Source organism: Exiguobacterium antarcticum DSM 14480 (assembly GCF_000685865.1).
GTDB lineage: Bacteria > Bacillota > Bacilli > Exiguobacteriales > Exiguobacteriaceae > Exiguobacterium_A > Exiguobacterium_A antarcticum.
The window spans coordinates 23,372-39,254 of sequence record NZ_JMKS01000006.1 but is presented as its reverse complement, the minus strand read 5'-3'; the positions used below and the strand labels follow the sequence as shown (position 1 = coordinate 39,254).

Below are 15,883 nucleotides of genomic sequence, written 5' to 3'. Positions count from 1 at the left end.
GACACTCTGCCGCTCCATCTTAAGATGATTGCGCATGCTGCCAATCGTCTTCATCGAAGACCGACTGGACCCATTCTTGGGAGACAAATAATGATTTCGCGATGGCTTCGTCGGATTTCCCGAGTTTACGCAACGTATGGACGATTCGAATCCTTCGCTCCAGTTCACGTTCATCAGGCAACAATTCCGGCATCATATCGGCGCCTCCTTTCTCTCTCTAAGCCAACCATCCTCGTTTTGTGTTAGTTACCCGATTATCGGTTGAATATTCCGAAAATTCAAGGGTTTCGATGATTTTTGATAAATAGTCTAAAAAAAATAACAGTCTCATCACGCCGAAATGTAAAATAAACTTTACAAAATGTAAAACAGACTATACAATCTAAGTATCAATTATTAAAGGAGACCTGCGATGAAGCTGACCAATCGGGTTAAATCGTTGCGCAGCAGCAACGGATGGACACAGGAACAGTTTGCTCAGATGATCGGTGTCACGCGTCAAACGATCATCTCGCTTGAAAAAGGAAGTTACACGCCGTCTCTGTTGCTCGCGATGCAAATTGCACGGGTATTCGAACGACCTGTCGAATCGATTTTTTATCTAGAGGAGGAATCGGAATGAAACGTGTCATCATTCAATCGTGTTTGAACATTTGTATGTATTTTTTGGGAGCTGTTTTCATTAGTTCGATTCATGATCAACTAAATGTTTTTCAAAATGACCCGCTCAACGGCACCGGTTTTAACCTGACACTGGACCTTTCAATTATTCTTCCCGTTTTATTGGTCGCAATCGGTCTTTCAATCACCGGCTACTGGATGCGGACAGATCAGAAAAGTTCTTTTTCCAAGTGGTCGTCGTCGACGACGGAGTTTTCTGATCAAGATGAACGGGAAGAAGTGATTACAGGAAAAGCAACTCGTGCCTCATATGTGACTTTTTTAATCACTTTACCCATATTAATGATTGGCTTTTTATTTGATGTTCCGCTGATGTCGGTATTTCCAAACTTTGCGTTTTATGCCATTGCACTCGTCTTAACAGCAGGAACCTTTTCCTATATGACAGCCTGGGTCTATCATTACCAACGCTAAAAGCTCATAAATACTTGACGAAAAAGTACTGGGTCTGCCCTTCCGCCGGATGATCGGCGAGGCGACCGTACTCTTCAAACCCGAGCTTTTCATAAAATCCCGGTGCCTGAAAATTGAACGTATCGAGTAGAATCTTACTGCATGATTTCTCTTCGGCAATGGATTCGATTTTTTCCATCAACTGTTTTCCAACACCGCCTGTTCGGTTTTCCGGGTCGACCCACAAAAAGTGCACCTGCAGATGATTCCACATATAACTTGCCGTAACACCGCCAAGGAGCTCTTCCTCTTCGTCCCATGCCAAAAAGCAATAGGTTTCCGTTTCTGTATAAACTGACGTCGGAACATGCTGACGATTGTAGGCAATCAGCTGTTCCCGGATCCATTGCCCGTCTTCCGTTGTACCGATAGTAATTTCCATCATCCACCCCCCCCGATTGAAAAATTTTACATTCTCATCTCATGATAACACGTCAATTTGAATATTTTGTCAAAAGAAAAAGAGGAGCCGCTTGGCACCTCTTTTTTTACTTCATGAACTCTTTTTCCGTACCATTGGCAAACTCAATCTCGACTTCAAGCCGGGTCGCATCCTTGATGTCAAATACTTTCTCGATTTCTGCAATCGCGTCATCATTTGACGTATTGGCATCCATGTTGAGTTCGTCGAGCTTCGGATCAAGGATCTTCATCGCTTCATTGCCTTGAGACCGTTCACCGTCCATTTTGTAATCTGCTTCCGTCCCGTCATTGTCCCGGTCGTAACTGATGTCGACCATATCCATCATATCTGCCGTGTCTGCCTCGACCGACAGACTGACGAATCCGTAATCCTTGTCGGCATTTTCCGTCACCATATCTTGATCTTGTGTACCCGACGAATCATCCTTCATCGTGCTGTCATCATTCATCGAATTATCATCCGTCGTGGTCGTTTCTTCAACTTTTTCCGTTTCCTGATTGTCCGAGTTGCCACATCCTGCCGCGAACAAAGCTAACCCAAGAACCGGTACGAGGTACGTTTTTTTCATTTCATGCCCCCTCTCTTTTTTTGACTATCCCCGAATGAAAAAGTTGATAATCGTTTGGATATGCGCGCTGTTTATCCATTGAACAAAAAAATAGGGCTGACTTTTGAGTCAACCCCGATCTTTTCAACCGTAATTTCTTACCAGTCATTCCCTAGAACCCGCATGCTGTCGAATCAGTTTGCCAGACATTTCTTGATGTGTTGGTAATTCTTATTCCCGCCGGATAAGTTACAGACATCCGTAAATCCAAGATTTTTTAAGACGTTTTGAGCGGCGTTTCCGGTCACCCCTTTGTTGCAATAGACGATCGTCGGCAACGTCGGATCAAGTTCCTTCGCCCGTGTCCGCAGTTCACCGAGCGGAATATGAATCGCGCCGTCGACATGATTTTTTTCGAACTGGGCTTTCGAGCGCGTATCGATGATTTGGAACGACTTGCCGCCGGCGACCTGTTCCATCAATTCATTTGGCGTCAGCAAGCGTGCTGTTTTTTTGATCGCATTGTCAAGTGCCATCCCGGTATAGAGAACCGGATCCTTTGTCGTCGAAAATGGCGGCGCATAGGCGAGATCGAGATGGAACAGATCCTCTGCTTTTGCTTTGAAGGTGATTGCCGTCGCGAGGACATCAATCCGCTTGTCGACCCCTTGCGGACCAACAATCTGTGCTCCGAGTACCCGTCCCGTTGCCCGGTCAGCAATCGCTTTGATGACCATCTCTTTTCCACCCATGTATTCCGGGCGATCCGGTTTGATGTTATGGAGAACTTCGATATCATATCCGGCTTCCCGCGCTTCTTTTTCCGTCAAACCGGTCTGTGCGACCGTCAAATCAAACGCTTTGAAGATACCGGTTCCAAGAATCCCGCGGTGTTCCGCTTCTTCTCCGGTGATGACCATACCGGCAATCCGCCCCATCTTGTTGGCGGTCGAGCCAAGCGGACGGTAAATCGCTTCCCCGGTAATGACAGAGAAACTTTCCGCGACGTCACCGACGGCATAAACATCGGTCAGATTCGTCTGCATCTTCCGGTTAACGGCAATTGCACCCGTCTGACCCATCTCAACACCAATCTGTTTTGCGAGTTCGGTATTCGGTTTAACTCCGACGGACAGGATGACGAGGTCTGTTTCAATCGATTTGCCGCTCTCGAGCGCAACTTCCGTGACGCGTGACTCTCCGTTGAATGCCGTCACCGATTCACCCAGTAACAGGGAAACCCCTTTGTCTCTTAAATGATCGGCAACCCGTTCTGCCATGTCACGGTCAAGCGGCGGCATGACTTGCGGCAGACGTTCGACAAGCGTCACCTGAATTCCGCGGTACGTCAACTGCTCGGCCATTTCAAGACCGATGAAGCCGCCGCCGACGATTGTCGCCGTTTTCGGATCATGGGCGTCGATGTACGAACGGATCGCATCGGCATTCCGGACATTCCGGACCGTGAAGACGTTGTCGTGATCGACACCCGGGAACGGCGGAACGATGCTTGACGCACCGGTCGCGAGCACCAGGGTATCGTACGTATCCGTCAATCGCTCGCCTGTCGCTAAATTAACGATGGTCGCCGTTTTCGTCGCATGATCAATCGATTCGACTTCGTGCCGGGTATGAATATCGATGTTATACCGTTTTTTGAAGAACGCGGCATCGCGCGGTGTCAATTCGTCAATGTCGGCAATCTCACCGCCGACGAAGTACGGAATCCCGCAACCGGAATAGGAGATGTCCTGATCGCGGTCGTAGATTGTAATCTGTAAGTCTTCATTATTCCGGCGTGCTTTTGCGCCGACCGATGTCCCGGCGGCGACGGATCCGATGATCAATAATTTCATGTGCATTTCCTCCTAAAAATCAATAAAGTAACAAGCTGATGTATAACCCGAGTAACGTGATGGTCAGTGTCGGAATCGTTAGAATCGTTCCAATTTTAAAGTATTGTCCCCAACCGATTTTGACACCTTTTGAGCGCAAAACGTGCAACCAGAGTAAGGTCGCCAGGCTGCCGATTGGTGTAATTTTTGGTCCAAGATCGGATCCGATGACGTTGGCATAAATCAAGGCTTCCCGAATCGTTCCGGTTGCTTGACTGAGATCAATCGCCAGCGCATCAATCATGACGGTCGGCATATTGTTCATGATTGATGACAGAATGGCGGCGAGGAAGCCCATCCCGAACGTCGCTGCCGCGAGATTCGTCGCGAAACCATCAATGACATCGGCGAGAACTTGCGTCAATCCGGCATTTTGGAGACCGTAGACGACGATATACATCCCAAGCGAGAAGAAAACAATTGCCCATGGTGCGCCGGCGATGACTTTTTTCGTCGGTACACTCGGTGAACGACGTGCCATTAACAGGAAGAATAAGGCGATGACGCCGGCAACCAAACTGACCGGAATCCCGATGAGGTCACTCGTAAAGTAGCCGACGACAAGCAATACAAGCACCAGCCACGATAACTTGAACATCCGGTGATCCTTGATTGCCGCACTCGGCGCGACGAGTTGTGTCACATCATAGGTCTTCGGAATACTTTTCCGGAAGTACAGATACAAGACAAGCAGACTGCCGATGACAGAAAAGACGTTGACGAACACCATCCGTGAGGCGTATTCCGTAAAGCCGATGTCAAAGAAGTCGGCCGAGACGATATTGACAAGGTTTGAGACGACAAACGGTAGACTTGCCGTGTCGGCAATGAAGCCCGAGGCAAAGACATACGCCAAGACAACATAATCCGGTAACTTCAGATGCCGGACCATCGCGAGGACGATCGGCGTCAGAATCAAAGCAGCCCCGTCATTCGCAAACAAGGCGGCAACGACGGCACCAAGCAGTGTCATGTACACAAATAGTTTGACACCGCCGCCTTTGGCGATCCGTGCCATATGGAGTGCTGCCCATTCAAAGAAACCGATCTCATCCAATATCAAGGAGATGATGATCAGGGCGATGAAGGTAAACGTCGCGTTCCAGATGATGCCCCAGACTGTCGAGACATCATCCAGATTGACAACGCCGGTCAGTAAGGCAATCAGTGCCATCCCCATCGCGGAGTAGCCGATGCCGAGACCTTTTGGTTGTTTGATGATTAAAAATAACGTGATCAGGAAAATCCCGATCGCAAGTAGATGTGTGCCGGTCAATGCGTTCACTTCATTTCTGTATTAAATTTCGAATTTCCGTTTAACAATTTGATGCGCCGAGGAGGACGATTTGCGGACCCTGGTCCGTCTCTTCCAGCGCAAGCGTGATGCCATGACTGACATCCGTTAAATTCCCGTCAATCGCAAGTGCCAATCCGTCAAAGTCTTTAACTTGATCACCGGTTTCGCCGGCACCGAATCCAAGTCCGAAGCTCGGTCCGCAACAGCCTTGTCCGGCTTGATAGAGACGAATGCCGGGTTCTTGTTCGTGTTCTACTTGTTCTTTTAGGTACGTGACTGCTTCAGGTGTGATTTGCATAGAATTCATCCTTTCGAAAGTGCGAGTAGGTGGTGATATCCGGAAACCGGTTCGGGTTGCCAGGCTACGACAGCCATCTGTTGGCTCAATCGGTCGACTTCTTCCAACCAAGGGCGTTCCGCTTCCGCTTTATGACCGAGAATCGGATCATGCGTTGCCGTCGCGGCAAACGATTGATTAACAATCCAGGCCATCGGCTCAATCCCGGCACGCCGTAAATCTTCCTGGAGACGACCGGCTTCAAAGACGGGTGTCGCTTCTGCCAGTGTCGTGATGATGACGTGCGTCCGGTTGGCGTCACGCAGTTGCGGCAATAACGTTTTGACCGCTTCCGGTACATCTCCGGTCGCCCGTTCCATTTCCTGATGGTAACTTTCCGTCGCGTCGAGTAACAATAACGTATGACCCGTCGGTGCCGTATCGATGACGACGTATCGGTCGTTTGCCCGGGCAACCGTATCGCCAAAGGCGCGGAAGACGGCAATTTCTTCTGTACAAGGCGATTTTAAGTCTTCTGCGAGTAACGCGTGGGCTTCATCCGTCAGTTCACCCGCTGCTGCGTAGACTTGGTCCGTATAACGGTCAATTTCAACCTTCGGATCAATCCGGCTGATTTCAAGATGCCGGTTTGCGTTCGTCTCAATCGTCAGTTCAAGGTGCGCCGCCGGGTCCGTCGTCGTCAGAACAACGTCGTGTCCCCGTTCCGTCAAAGCAATCGCAATCATCGAGGCCATCGTCGTTTTTCCGACCCCGCCTTTCCCCATCGTCATGATGACACCTGGTCCAGCTGCATCCAGTTGATCAATCAAACGAGATAACGTCGGGACGTCGATTTGCTCCCGCTTCATCGATTCCAACGGATGTTCGGTTACCGTCAACCAGTTGCGGAGCTGATCGACACCAATCAAACTTGTTGGCGCATAAGGTAAACTAAACAACGGGACTTCTCGTAAAAAAACATCCGGTAACGTCGCAAGCGCTGCTTGCTGACGATGCAAAAAGGCCTGGTAATACGTATCGTGACTCGTTGTCACCGGCAATATGCCGTTGACAATCAAACGGGCATTTTGAATCCCGAGCGTACGCAGTTCCTGATAGGCGTGGGCTGCTTCCGTCAATGTGGATGACTCCGCCCGGGCGACCAGAATTAAGGTCGTCTCTGCCGGATCGGCCAGCAGCTCTGTCGCTTCTTTATACTGTGACTTCTTCTCCGTCAACCCTGCCAGCGGACCGAGACAAGACGTGCCGGTCGTGTTCTCATCGAGGTAGACGTTCCAAGCATTTGGCAGACTGAGCAAGCGTAACGTATGTCCCGTCGGTGCCGTATCAAAAATGATATGATCGTATGTCTGTTTGGCGTCAGGTGCTGCCAACAATCCGGTAAATTGATCAAAGGCGGCGATTTCGACGGTACAGGCACCGGACAATTGTTCTTCCATCGACCGGACGGCCGTATCCGGCAAAATCCCCCGGTACGGTCCGACGACCGCTTCCTTATAATCCGCTGCCGCTTGTTCCGGGTCGAAGTTTGCGACGAACAGGTGCTCGACCCCGGGAACAGCAGCCGGTTCTTCTGTCAGTTCCATCTTAAAGACATCCTGGAGATTGCTTGCCGGATCCGTCGAGACAAGCAGTACGTGTTTCCCGAGGTCCGCCAGTTCGATCGCGAGAAGGGATGCGGTCGACGTCTTGCCGACGCCGCCTTTTCCGGTCAAAAACAAGTAACGGGTCAATTGTAGGCCTTCCAGAGTTAACGGTTCCATCTTCGTCACGTCCTTATTTTAGAGTCAGGCGAACTTTCGGTTTTTGACCATCAACGACTGCAAAACTTTTTTCTTCTAATCCTGTCAACTCCGCGATTTCCGCATTCGACAAGTAGCCGCGGCGACGGACGATTGCACCATCCACAAGCGTGATCGGCAAAATGTCGACTCCGTCCGTGATCGCTTCCTTGATCAATGAATTCAAGACGAACGCAGCCGGCTCATTCGCTAAATTAAACCGTTTAATCGGATACCCCTGTTGTTTCAAGGCATGGACGACCGTCGCCATCCGGGTCAGTTCCGGATCAATCGAAGGTCCGCATAAACCGGTCGGGCAACACATCGCCGGATCATAAATCTCAATTTCCTTCATCTTCAATCAGCTCCTTCTCTTTATATAACCAATTCGTTATATATAATATAACCTTATTGTTATGTGGGATGCAAGGGAAACTGTCCCCCATTGCTAAATAACCTCTCAGCAACTTTTGTTCGGAATCGCCGGCAATTCCATTGCGTTCAAAATCGTCAGCAGTAAGTCATGCTGCGGATGATCCGGATTGATTCGAAAATGAATCCATTGCCGTTCACGCCGCTCCAGGATGATCTGCGACTGGCGTAATAGTTTCAAGTGGCGACTGACGGCGGGTTGTGAGATATCAAACATCTCAACAAAATCACAAACACAATGTTCCCGGACGTGCAATCGTCGTAAAATTTCAAGACGTGTGCCATCGCTGAGCAGTTTTAAGAACTGACTCATCTCGTCGACACGGTTCGTTGTCTCGATCATAGATGATCCTCCTTTCAATTTCAGTTACTTGCGTCTTCTTTGGCAAACCGTTGAATTCGTTCCCCGATCTGATCACGGACACGTTGGAAAACAGCCCATTGTTCGGCTTCCGTCCCAGTCGCGCGTGCCGGATCATCGAATCCCCAATGTTCTTGGCGGACATGCGGAGGAATGACAGGACAATTATCACGCGCATCCCCACACAACGTCACGACGATTGTTGCCCGCTTTAAGAGATCCAGATCAATCAAATCGGACGTTTGCTCGGAAATATCAATGTCCTGTTCCTGCATCGCCCGGACGGCTTTCGGATTCAAGCCATGTTGTTCAATCCCGGCTGAATAGACGTCCCAGTCCGGCAAATACTGTTTCGCAAACCCTTCCGCAAGTTGGCTCCGACATGAGTTTCCTGTACAAAGAAAATAGATGACTGGTCGTGTCATAGTTTGCCTCCTTCGCTGTTTATATAACGATTGTATTATATAACCTCTTTGTTATTCAAGTTTTTTGGGGGCTTGTCGCTTGAAAAAGCGTGGATACAGTTGATTGACGATCAAAAAGTACAGGATGAACACGGGAAAGAAAAAATTGATGAAGTCGCTCAACTCATCCGTACTTAACCAAATCGATTCATCATACATCAAACGTCCTGATGCCGTGATTGAGACCGGATGCGTCGCAAGCGTCAAACCAATCAAGACAAACAGACAGACACCGAGATCATTCAGCCAGACTTGGGTACTGCCATTTGAATTACGAAACATGTCCGGTGTCTCCTTGTTGAATCAGCATGGCCCAGTCGGGTTGCAATAAAGAAAAAATCCGCCCGTCGTGCGACGTCTCCCCCTGATAGAGATAGCCGCGCAACACCCCTTCTTCTTCAAATCCAAGCCGAGTCAGCAGCTCGATCGAAGCTCGATTTTGTAGAAACGTCACCGCACCCATGCGGTGTAATGCAAGTGTCTCAAACGCATATTCCAAAACAGCTTGAATCGCTTCTGCTGCATAGCCATACCGCCAGTGAGCAGGGTCAAGCTCAAAGCCGATTTCCGCCTTTTTACTGTACAGACTGAGATGATTTAGACCAAGCGTCCCGATGAACGTACCCGCTTCCCGGATGACCATACCCCAGCGGATTCCTTGACCGCTGTCATACGTCTGTTTAAACGAGTCAATGATGTTCAAGGCATCGGATGTTTCACGTAACGGATCCATCCCGTAAAAGCGGGTGACGTCTTCATTCGACAAGATGTGGAAAATGGCTGGCGCGTGCTCGGGCATTACCTCAATGAGCCGTAAACGTGTCGTGTCTAAAGCGGGAAAAGTCATTGGTATTCCTCCAGTTACTGTGTTGGATTTTTTCGTCTTGAATGCTTCAAAATTTACGTCTAACTTGTGTCTTTTGAACAGGAATCGGCACATTTGCTAACGATTGAGACAACTTGTTCTTGCGTCCATCGCTCTATACTAAACATATAGAAGCGCGTGTTTTGTGTGATGAAGGAGTGAATGTTCATGGAAGAAGTCAATTTACTCGTCCTTGCCACGCAGTATATGTTTTGGGTCGGTTTCGTCGGAATGGCCGCTGGGACACTCTACTTTTTAGTCGAACGGAATTCCCTTGCACCGGAATACCGATCCACCGCCACCGTCGCCGCACTCGTCACCTTTGTCGCTGCCATCCATTATTATTTCATGAAGGACGCCGTCGGAACGTCCGGTCTGTTATCGGAAATCGATGGTTTCCCAACAGAAATCCGCTACATCGACTGGCTCGTCACGACGCCGCTGTTGCTCGTCAAGTTTCCCTTGCTGCTTGGTCTGAAAGGTCGGCTTGGCCGTTCGTTGTTAACGAAACTGATCATCGCCGACATCATCATGATCGTCGGGGGCTATATCGGGGAATCGTCGATCAACATCGCCGGCGGTTTCACACAACTCGGATTATGGTCGTATCTGATCGGTTGTCTCGCCTGGATTTATATCATCTATCTGCTGTTTACGAACGTCACGAAAGCTGCTGAAAACAAACCGGCGCCGATTCGTGATGCGCTGTTGAAGATGCGGTTGTTCATCCTGATCGGTTGGGCGATTTATCCGATTGGCTATGCCGTCACGTTGTTTGCGCCGGGGGTCGAAATCCAGCTCGTCCGTGAACTGATCTACAACTTTGCCGATTTGACGAACAAAGTCGGGTTCGGTTTGATCGCCTTCTTCGCTGTCAAAACGATGTCGACCATGTCATCGCAAAAAGGAAAGACGTTAACGTCTTGACTGAACTTCTGAAACAGTTTCGCCATCAGGCGGGACTGTTTTTTCCGTTGATGACTGGTTTTCCTCCAAGTGCTTAAAACTATCTTGATCATTTTTGGTTGAAAATCCGACGAACTCCACGTTTTCTTTATCATTTACAGCGTATGTATATACGGCATCCGGTTCATTGGCAAAGACGACGTCGATTTTATACGGATTGAGATGCTTATATTGTTCTTCCCAATAAGGAACAGTCATTGTCGTCCAACGTTCACCCGGATAGTTCTTCTCGAGATACATCTCGACCTGCTCAGCATTGCTCGCACTTCGTTGATCAAGATAATACGGATAGATCATCAGGTAAGCTCCATACGCGATACAGATGACACCAGCCAGGCTAAACGTCAGGACGAGTCCTCTCGATTTCGTTTTTAATTTCATGCCCAACACGATGATTGGAATCACGACAGCGAACAACATCATGGCTTCAATGATTTCATATGGTCCCATGTCGATAACCTCCTTTTCACTATTGCTATATATTACGGTTTCGTCTTAAAAACCCCTGCTTTTTCCATAAAAAAACAGGTATCCGCTGGGGATACCTGTCTGACTCCTTACACTTGAAAGCGGCTCGATAACCGTTTTAAATCGTCGGCCATCGTCGCAAGCGATTGCGAAGCAGATGAAATTTCTTCCATCGAGGCCATCTGTTCTTCCGTCGAAGCGGAGATGTTTTCCGTCCCGGCAGCAGTACCTTCCGTAACTGATTGAATCTCACGCATGACGGCAGCAATCTGTTCACTGCCGGCCGCCATTTCCTGAACGGCACCGGAGACTTCTTCGACCTGTCCGGTCACTTCCCCGATTGACTGTTCGATCGCATTGAACGACGCACTGGCTTCCCCGGCGACTTGAATGCCGTTCGTCATCTGTGCCGTCACCTTTTCCATCGAGACAACGGATTGTTCCGTTTCGCGCTGGATGACTTGAATCAAGCTTTCGATTTGTTTCGCAGCAAGGGCCGACTGTTCCGCAAGCGTCTTGACTTCCGCTGCGACAACGGCAAATCCGCGTCCTTGTTCACCGGCCCGGGCCGCTTCGATGGCGGCATTCAGCGCTAATAGATTCGTCTGTGCGGCAATGCCCGTGATCGAGTCCGTGATCTGACCGATTTCTTGCGACCGGTTTCCGAGGCCGACGATGACTTGCCCCAGTTCCGTGAAGTCGGTGTTGATCCGTTCCATCTGCTGACCAAGCTGACTGACGACTTGTCCGCCGTGGGTGACTTTACTCATCGCGTCACTCGTCGCGTCCGTCATCTGTTGGGCGTTTCCGGCGACTTGGCTGACGCCTGCCGTCAAGTCCTGAACGGTCCGTGATGCACCCGAGACTTGGTTTAACTGTTGACTTGCACCACTTGCGATCTCTTCCATCGTCACAGCGACCATTTCTGTTGCTTTGGTCGTCGCTTCCGCATTCGTACTCAATTCGTCCGATGCTGTCGCGACATGTTGTGACGTATCCGTCATCTCGATGATGACTCCATGTAATTGTTCCGTCATCGTGTTGAAGGATGTCGTCAATTGACCAAGCTCGTCTTTCGACACGTAATCGCCGCGAACAGTCAAATCACCTTCACCGGATTGTTTCATCCAGCCTTGGAGTGAACGAATCGGTTGTGTGATCAGACGCGTGATGTAAAGTGCGAGACTTACGAACAATAACAGGGCGATGACAAAAATCCCAAGCATGATGTAAAACGCCGTTTGTTGTTCCTGCTGGTTCAACGCATTGATGTCTTTTGCTTGTTTCGTCATCGTCTTCATCAAACTTTTCGCCGAGTTCGCGACGTTCTCCCGAACTTGCTCCAGGTTCTCTGAATAACTCTTATAGGCATCTTCATTTTCATTTCGTGAGGCAAAGTCTTGAACCATACTCATCCCATTATCATAGGCCAGTACATTATCCTTTAAGATTGCCAATTGTTTGCTTGATTGTTCCGTCAGCTTAGCCGTACGTTCGTATGTATCTAGAGACGACCGGATTTGGGCTTGACGTGTATCAATTTCGCCTCCCAATTCTTCGATGCGTTTCGGATCCGTCGTTAGAATCATTTCGACCAGAAACGAGTCGAGTGCCCGCGTATCGATCCGGATTTGAGCAACTTCCTGGACCGGCAACAGATTTTCCTGATACATCGCTTCCGACGCCTTTGACATCTGATTCAAGAAATAAAGCCCGGCGCTTGCCAGTAAAATCATGGCGATGATCGCTGTCGCGATCAACAGTTGAATCTTTTTTCGTACCGTTAAATTTTTCATCTTCTCATCCCTCCACCTCCTTTATCGGTAACTTATTCAAATTATTCAGTGTTTTTTCATGATTGGTATGAGCAATGTGTTGCTCCAAGCTCTTGGTTACGACAGTCGATGTCCATTTCGATATAATCAGAATCATACAGAAACCAAAGGAGTGAAAGCTGTGCAGTCTGTGTCAAACGAAATCACACAGTTCCGTGGGACCCATTACGAGTTGGGTCGCGAACAAGGCCGTTACGTCAAACGGAACGAACTGCTTCATAACCGCGAAGACAATTGGAAGATTCGTGTTCCACGTTTTCAGGTCGATCCTGTCGAGACAAAAGAGATGTTTTTGCGATATGCCCCCCACATCTGGGACGAATTACTCGGCTTACAGGACGAACTCGAATTATCCCTCGCCGATACGTTGCTCCATTTTGGTCACTACCGGGTCGAAGGACCGAAAAGTGGCTGTTCGATCATGACCGGCGATAATTTCCTCGTCCGAAACTACGATTATCACCCGATGACATACGACGGACGGTTTTCCGTCTTCCAACCGACGGACGGCGGTTCCGCCATTATCGGACCAGCGTCCCGCGTCACCGGACGGATGGACGGGATGAACGAACATGGTCTCGCGATGGGCTATAACTTCATCAACCGCCGTCGTCCGGGAGACGGCTTCGTCAGTTTCATGATCGGGCGCATCATCCTCGAGACATGTACGTCGGTCGAAGACGCGATATCACTTGTCAAAGAGATGCCGCACCGGGGTTCGTTCAGTTATGTCGTCCACGACCAATCGAACCGTTCATTCGTCATCGAAGCCACGGCACGGGACATCGAAGTCCGCGAGACGAACATCTGTACGAATCACTTTGATTTATTGCAACACGAAAATCGTTTCCATCTCGACGACTCGAAACGACGGATGATGGAACTGAAGACCCACCAGCATCTGATCCAGGATGCGGAATCGGCGTTCCGGCTACTGAACGACTCCGATAAAGGTGTCTTTTCCGACTTGTACAGTCACTGGGCAGGTACGATCCATACGTCGGCCTATTTCCCGTCCGACATGAAAGTCTGGTTCGCCCTTGGCGGTGATCAGGAACCGGTTGAGTTTGACTTTAAAGACTGGCTGGCCGGTAACGACTTTACCTCGACGCACGTCCACGGCGAAATCGAGACCGATATCCAGTTCGCGAATACCCTTCAGACATGGCGCTGAAGACAGTAAAACACCTCTACTGGTCCGGAAAACGGATCGCAGAGGTGTTTGTTTGTCAGTTCAATGTTTTGGTCATATGTAAATCCGTCGTAATGAATCCTGTCGTTTCGTAGAGATGAATCGCACGGGCGTTGTGCGCGAAGACATGTAATTTGATTTTTTTGATGTTCATCCGTCGTGCGATCTGTTCGAGCATCTCGATCGCTTGCCGTCCATAGCCTTTTCCTTGATGACCCTCTTCGATGTTGAAATCAAAGATAAAGGCCGTCCGCCCATGCGTCGATTCGCTTACTTGAAACCAGATCATACCGACGGGTGTCTGTTCAGCGTCGTCCAAAATCGAAAACAGATAATGCTGTTTCGTTTGAATCCCATCCGGCAATAGTTGCCCGTACTCCGCTGTCGAGCGGTCAACGGCCTCCACTTCTGCCCATGTTCCTGCCTTGATTTTCTCTTCGGCATATTCTTTGATGGCTTCCGGTAAATACGCTGCGTAGGCCGTTTCCGACATTTTTTCAAATTTAACCATCGTCCCTCTCCCTTTCACGTCAGTTCGAGCGGTGGCTCGTGTGTCGATCCGATACCAAAACATCTGACCAGTCCCGTGCAAGCATCGCGTAAACCGCAATATCATGATACGCCCCGTATAACTTCTCCGCATCCCGGAGGATTCCTTCCTGCTGATACCCGAGGCGTTCCGGAATCATTCGGCTCCGGGTGTTGCCGACCGCACATTCGATGATGACCCGGTTCAAGTCGAGCGTCGTAAAACAATAGTTGGTGATGAAAGCGACGACGGTCGTCATCAACCCTTGCCCGCGCCCGTTCCCGGTCAAATAATACCCGATCGAGGTTTGGCGTAACTTCTGATTGATTTCGTGTAAGGCAATCGTCCCGACGAGTTCTCCTTCAAAGTAAATCCCGCAGGCAAATCCGTTTCCGTTCGCATAGTCCGTTAACCACGCCGGAATGATCTCATCCCGGTATACGTCCGGTCCGGTCGCCGCGTCGACCCAGCCGAGCCATTCCCGTAAGTGTTCCCGGTTGGCGTCGATCAAGGCGTAGAGCACATCGGCGTCCTGACGTTCGATTAATTTCAGACTCAGTTGGTCCGTGATGTGCTGCATGAACATGTTTCGTCACTCCCTATGTACGTCTAAAGCTATACTTTAGACGTTTACACTCAAAATACCTGCTTAAGAATCTGTTGATGGCTCGATTGCGACAAATTTTTATGAATGACTTCTTTTGGTTTTGTCGTTAACGCCTGTTCGAGGAAGTTCGCTTGCGAGCGTTCACCGATGACGATGATCTGTTCCCAACCGAGCGACCGGTTCAGTTTTTCGACCTCACCGGACAGTTCCCGGTAAAACCGTTCCGCCTGTTTTTCGACCCGGTCCCGGAAATCATCGGTTTGACTGCTGCTTGAAGCCCCACTCCGGCTGCTTCGTCCTTGATAACGCCGCCATTGTCCGGTATCGAGATCCAGTTCGTAGTCATGGGTCGCGTCGACCTCACCCAACCGGACGTCAAGGACGGTTGCCGAATCAAGGTTCGTCAACACGATACCGGTTCGTGGGAACTGTTGATCGAGCACTTCGAGCTGATTGAGATTTGGTTTTGGATGATAAGTGATTTCATCCGTCACATCGAGTTGCAGGAAATAGACTTCATGCAATGAATCATCGCTCGAAACAAAAGTAACGATGCTGCGCAGTAAACTCGTCCGCTCGTTATTGATTGCTTGTTCGAGTTTCGTAAAAGCCGATTCAACATCTTTTTTATTCTCCTGCTCCATCAAAAGGCGTTTTTTCTCATTCCGTAAAATCGTTTCCCACTGGTTCCGTTTATCCGGTGCCGTACTGAGATAGACGGACAGCACGTGTGTCGAACCATCAAATCCCTTTAACCGTTTGATATCTTCTCCTAGACCCATCTGAAT

At 49.3% G+C, this 15,883-nt stretch carries 21 protein-coding genes; 4 read left to right on the top strand and 17 right to left on the bottom strand.

The window, feature by feature from the left end:
- Positions 1-19 precede the first annotated feature (19 nt).
- Positions 20-196, bottom strand: coding sequence for a hypothetical protein (locus tag P404_RS18625; protein ID WP_162833765.1), 177 nt, complete (start codon positions 194-196; stop codon positions 20-22).
- A gap of 216 nt (positions 197-412) precedes the next feature.
- Here P404_RS18625 and P404_RS0115775 point away from each other — a divergent pair, with 216 nt between their 5' ends.
- Both P404_RS0115775 and P404_RS0115770 read left to right on the top strand, forming a co-directional pair.
- The gene (locus P404_RS0115775; RefSeq protein ID WP_014970328.1) at positions 413-622 is read left to right on the top strand and encodes a helix-turn-helix transcriptional regulator; all 210 of its coding nucleotides are present in this window, start codon (positions 413-415) and stop codon (positions 620-622) included.
- The gene (locus P404_RS0115770; RefSeq protein ID WP_014970327.1) at positions 619-1,095 is read left to right on the top strand and encodes a DUF2178 domain-containing protein; all 477 of its coding nucleotides are present in this window, start codon (positions 619-621) and stop codon (positions 1,093-1,095) included. Before P404_RS0115775 ends, P404_RS0115770 begins: the two co-directional genes overlap by 4 nt.
- Positions 1,096-1,099: 4 nt before the next feature.
- On the opposite strand, the gene P404_RS0115765 is transcribed toward P404_RS0115770, so the two are convergent.
- From P404_RS0115765 to P404_RS0115715, 11 genes are all read right to left on the bottom strand, one after another.
- The gene (locus P404_RS0115765; RefSeq protein ID WP_236624435.1) at positions 1,100-1,516 is read right to left on the bottom strand and encodes a GNAT family N-acetyltransferase; all 417 of its coding nucleotides are present in this window, start codon (positions 1,514-1,516) and stop codon (positions 1,100-1,102) included.
- A gap of 106 nt (positions 1,517-1,622) precedes the next feature.
- Positions 1,623-2,126 (bottom strand): YusW family protein, encoded by a 504-nt coding sequence (locus tag P404_RS0115760; RefSeq protein WP_051004055.1) that lies wholly within the window; start codon positions 2,124-2,126, stop codon positions 1,623-1,625.
- Between the two features lie 173 nt (positions 2,127-2,299).
- Complete coding sequence (locus P404_RS0115755) at positions 2,300-3,961, bottom strand: FAD-dependent oxidoreductase (protein ID WP_026831288.1); 1,662 nt, start codon at positions 3,959-3,961, stop codon at positions 2,300-2,302.
- 19 nt (positions 3,962-3,980) lie between these two features.
- Positions 3,981-5,285: an arsenic transporter gene (locus P404_RS0115750; RefSeq protein ID WP_026831287.1), complete on the bottom strand. Its 1,305-nt coding sequence runs from the start codon at positions 5,283-5,285 to the stop codon at positions 3,981-3,983.
- 31 nt (positions 5,286-5,316) lie between these two features.
- Positions 5,317-5,595, bottom strand: coding sequence for a hypothetical protein (locus P404_RS0115745; RefSeq protein WP_026831286.1), 279 nt, complete (start codon positions 5,593-5,595; stop codon positions 5,317-5,319).
- Positions 5,596-5,600: 5 nt separating this feature from the next.
- Entirely contained in the window at positions 5,601-7,358 is a 1,758-nt protein-coding gene (gene arsA, locus P404_RS0115740) for an arsenical pump-driving ATPase (RefSeq protein WP_034774704.1), read from the bottom strand.
- A 13-nt stretch (positions 7,359-7,371) separates the two neighbouring features.
- Complete coding sequence (gene arsD / locus P404_RS0115735; RefSeq protein WP_026831284.1) at positions 7,372-7,731, bottom strand: arsenite efflux transporter metallochaperone ArsD; 360 nt, start codon at positions 7,729-7,731, stop codon at positions 7,372-7,374.
- 105 nt (positions 7,732-7,836) lie between these two features.
- A complete protein-coding gene (locus tag P404_RS0115730) occupies positions 7,837-8,151 on the bottom strand; it encodes an ArsR/SmtB family transcription factor (RefSeq protein ID WP_026831283.1) in 315 nt (104 codons plus the stop codon).
- 20 nt (positions 8,152-8,171) lie between these two features.
- Complete coding sequence (arsC, locus tag P404_RS0115725) at positions 8,172-8,594, bottom strand: arsenate reductase (thioredoxin) (RefSeq protein WP_026831282.1); 423 nt, start codon at positions 8,592-8,594, stop codon at positions 8,172-8,174.
- A 51-nt stretch (positions 8,595-8,645) separates the two neighbouring features.
- Complete coding sequence (locus P404_RS17810; RefSeq protein ID WP_236624434.1) at positions 8,646-8,915, bottom strand: hypothetical protein; 270 nt, start codon at positions 8,913-8,915, stop codon at positions 8,646-8,648.
- Positions 8,905-9,480: a GNAT family N-acetyltransferase gene (locus P404_RS0115715; protein WP_026831281.1), complete on the bottom strand. Its 576-nt coding sequence runs from the start codon at positions 9,478-9,480 to the stop codon at positions 8,905-8,907. The genes P404_RS17810 and P404_RS0115715 overlap by 11 nt, the downstream gene beginning before the upstream one ends.
- A gap of 186 nt (positions 9,481-9,666) precedes the next feature.
- On the opposite strand from P404_RS0115715, the gene P404_RS0115710 reads away from it, so the two are divergent.
- Positions 9,667-10,425 (top strand): bacteriorhodopsin-like, encoded by a 759-nt coding sequence (locus P404_RS0115710; RefSeq protein WP_026831280.1) that lies wholly within the window; start codon positions 9,667-9,669, stop codon positions 10,423-10,425.
- On the opposite strand, the gene P404_RS0115705 is transcribed toward P404_RS0115710, so the two are convergent.
- Both P404_RS0115705 and P404_RS0115700 read right to left on the bottom strand, forming a co-directional pair.
- Positions 10,414-10,914, bottom strand: a complete 501-nt coding sequence (locus tag P404_RS0115705) for a hypothetical protein (protein WP_026831279.1) — start codon at positions 10,912-10,914, stop codon at positions 10,414-10,416. The genes P404_RS0115710 and P404_RS0115705 overlap by 12 nt on opposite strands.
- A gap of 107 nt (positions 10,915-11,021) precedes the next feature.
- Positions 11,022-12,728 (bottom strand): methyl-accepting chemotaxis protein, encoded by a 1,707-nt coding sequence (locus tag P404_RS0115700; RefSeq protein WP_026831278.1) that lies wholly within the window; start codon positions 12,726-12,728, stop codon positions 11,022-11,024.
- 160 nt (positions 12,729-12,888) lie between these two features.
- Between P404_RS0115700 and P404_RS0115695 the strand changes: the two genes are divergently transcribed.
- A complete protein-coding gene (locus P404_RS0115695) occupies positions 12,889-13,941 on the top strand; it encodes a C45 family autoproteolytic acyltransferase/hydrolase (RefSeq protein ID WP_026831277.1) in 1,053 nt (350 codons plus the stop codon).
- A gap of 55 nt (positions 13,942-13,996) precedes the next feature.
- On the opposite strand, the gene P404_RS0115690 is transcribed toward P404_RS0115695, so the two are convergent.
- From P404_RS0115690 to P404_RS0115680, 3 genes are read right to left on the bottom strand one after another with little or no spacing between them, the layout of a single operon-like run.
- Entirely contained in the window at positions 13,997-14,470 is a 474-nt protein-coding gene (locus P404_RS0115690; RefSeq protein WP_026831276.1) for a GNAT family N-acetyltransferase, read from the bottom strand.
- A 19-nt stretch (positions 14,471-14,489) separates the two neighbouring features.
- Positions 14,490-15,074 carry a GNAT family N-acetyltransferase gene (locus P404_RS17805; protein ID WP_034774698.1) on the bottom strand — a complete coding sequence of 195 codons (585 nt, stop codon included), beginning with the start codon at positions 15,072-15,074 and terminating at the stop codon, positions 14,490-14,492.
- A gap of 50 nt (positions 15,075-15,124) precedes the next feature.
- Positions 15,125-15,877 (bottom strand): VLRF1 family aeRF1-type release factor, encoded by a 753-nt coding sequence (locus tag P404_RS0115680; RefSeq protein ID WP_026831275.1) that lies wholly within the window; start codon positions 15,875-15,877, stop codon positions 15,125-15,127.
- Positions 15,878-15,883 lie beyond the last annotated feature (6 nt).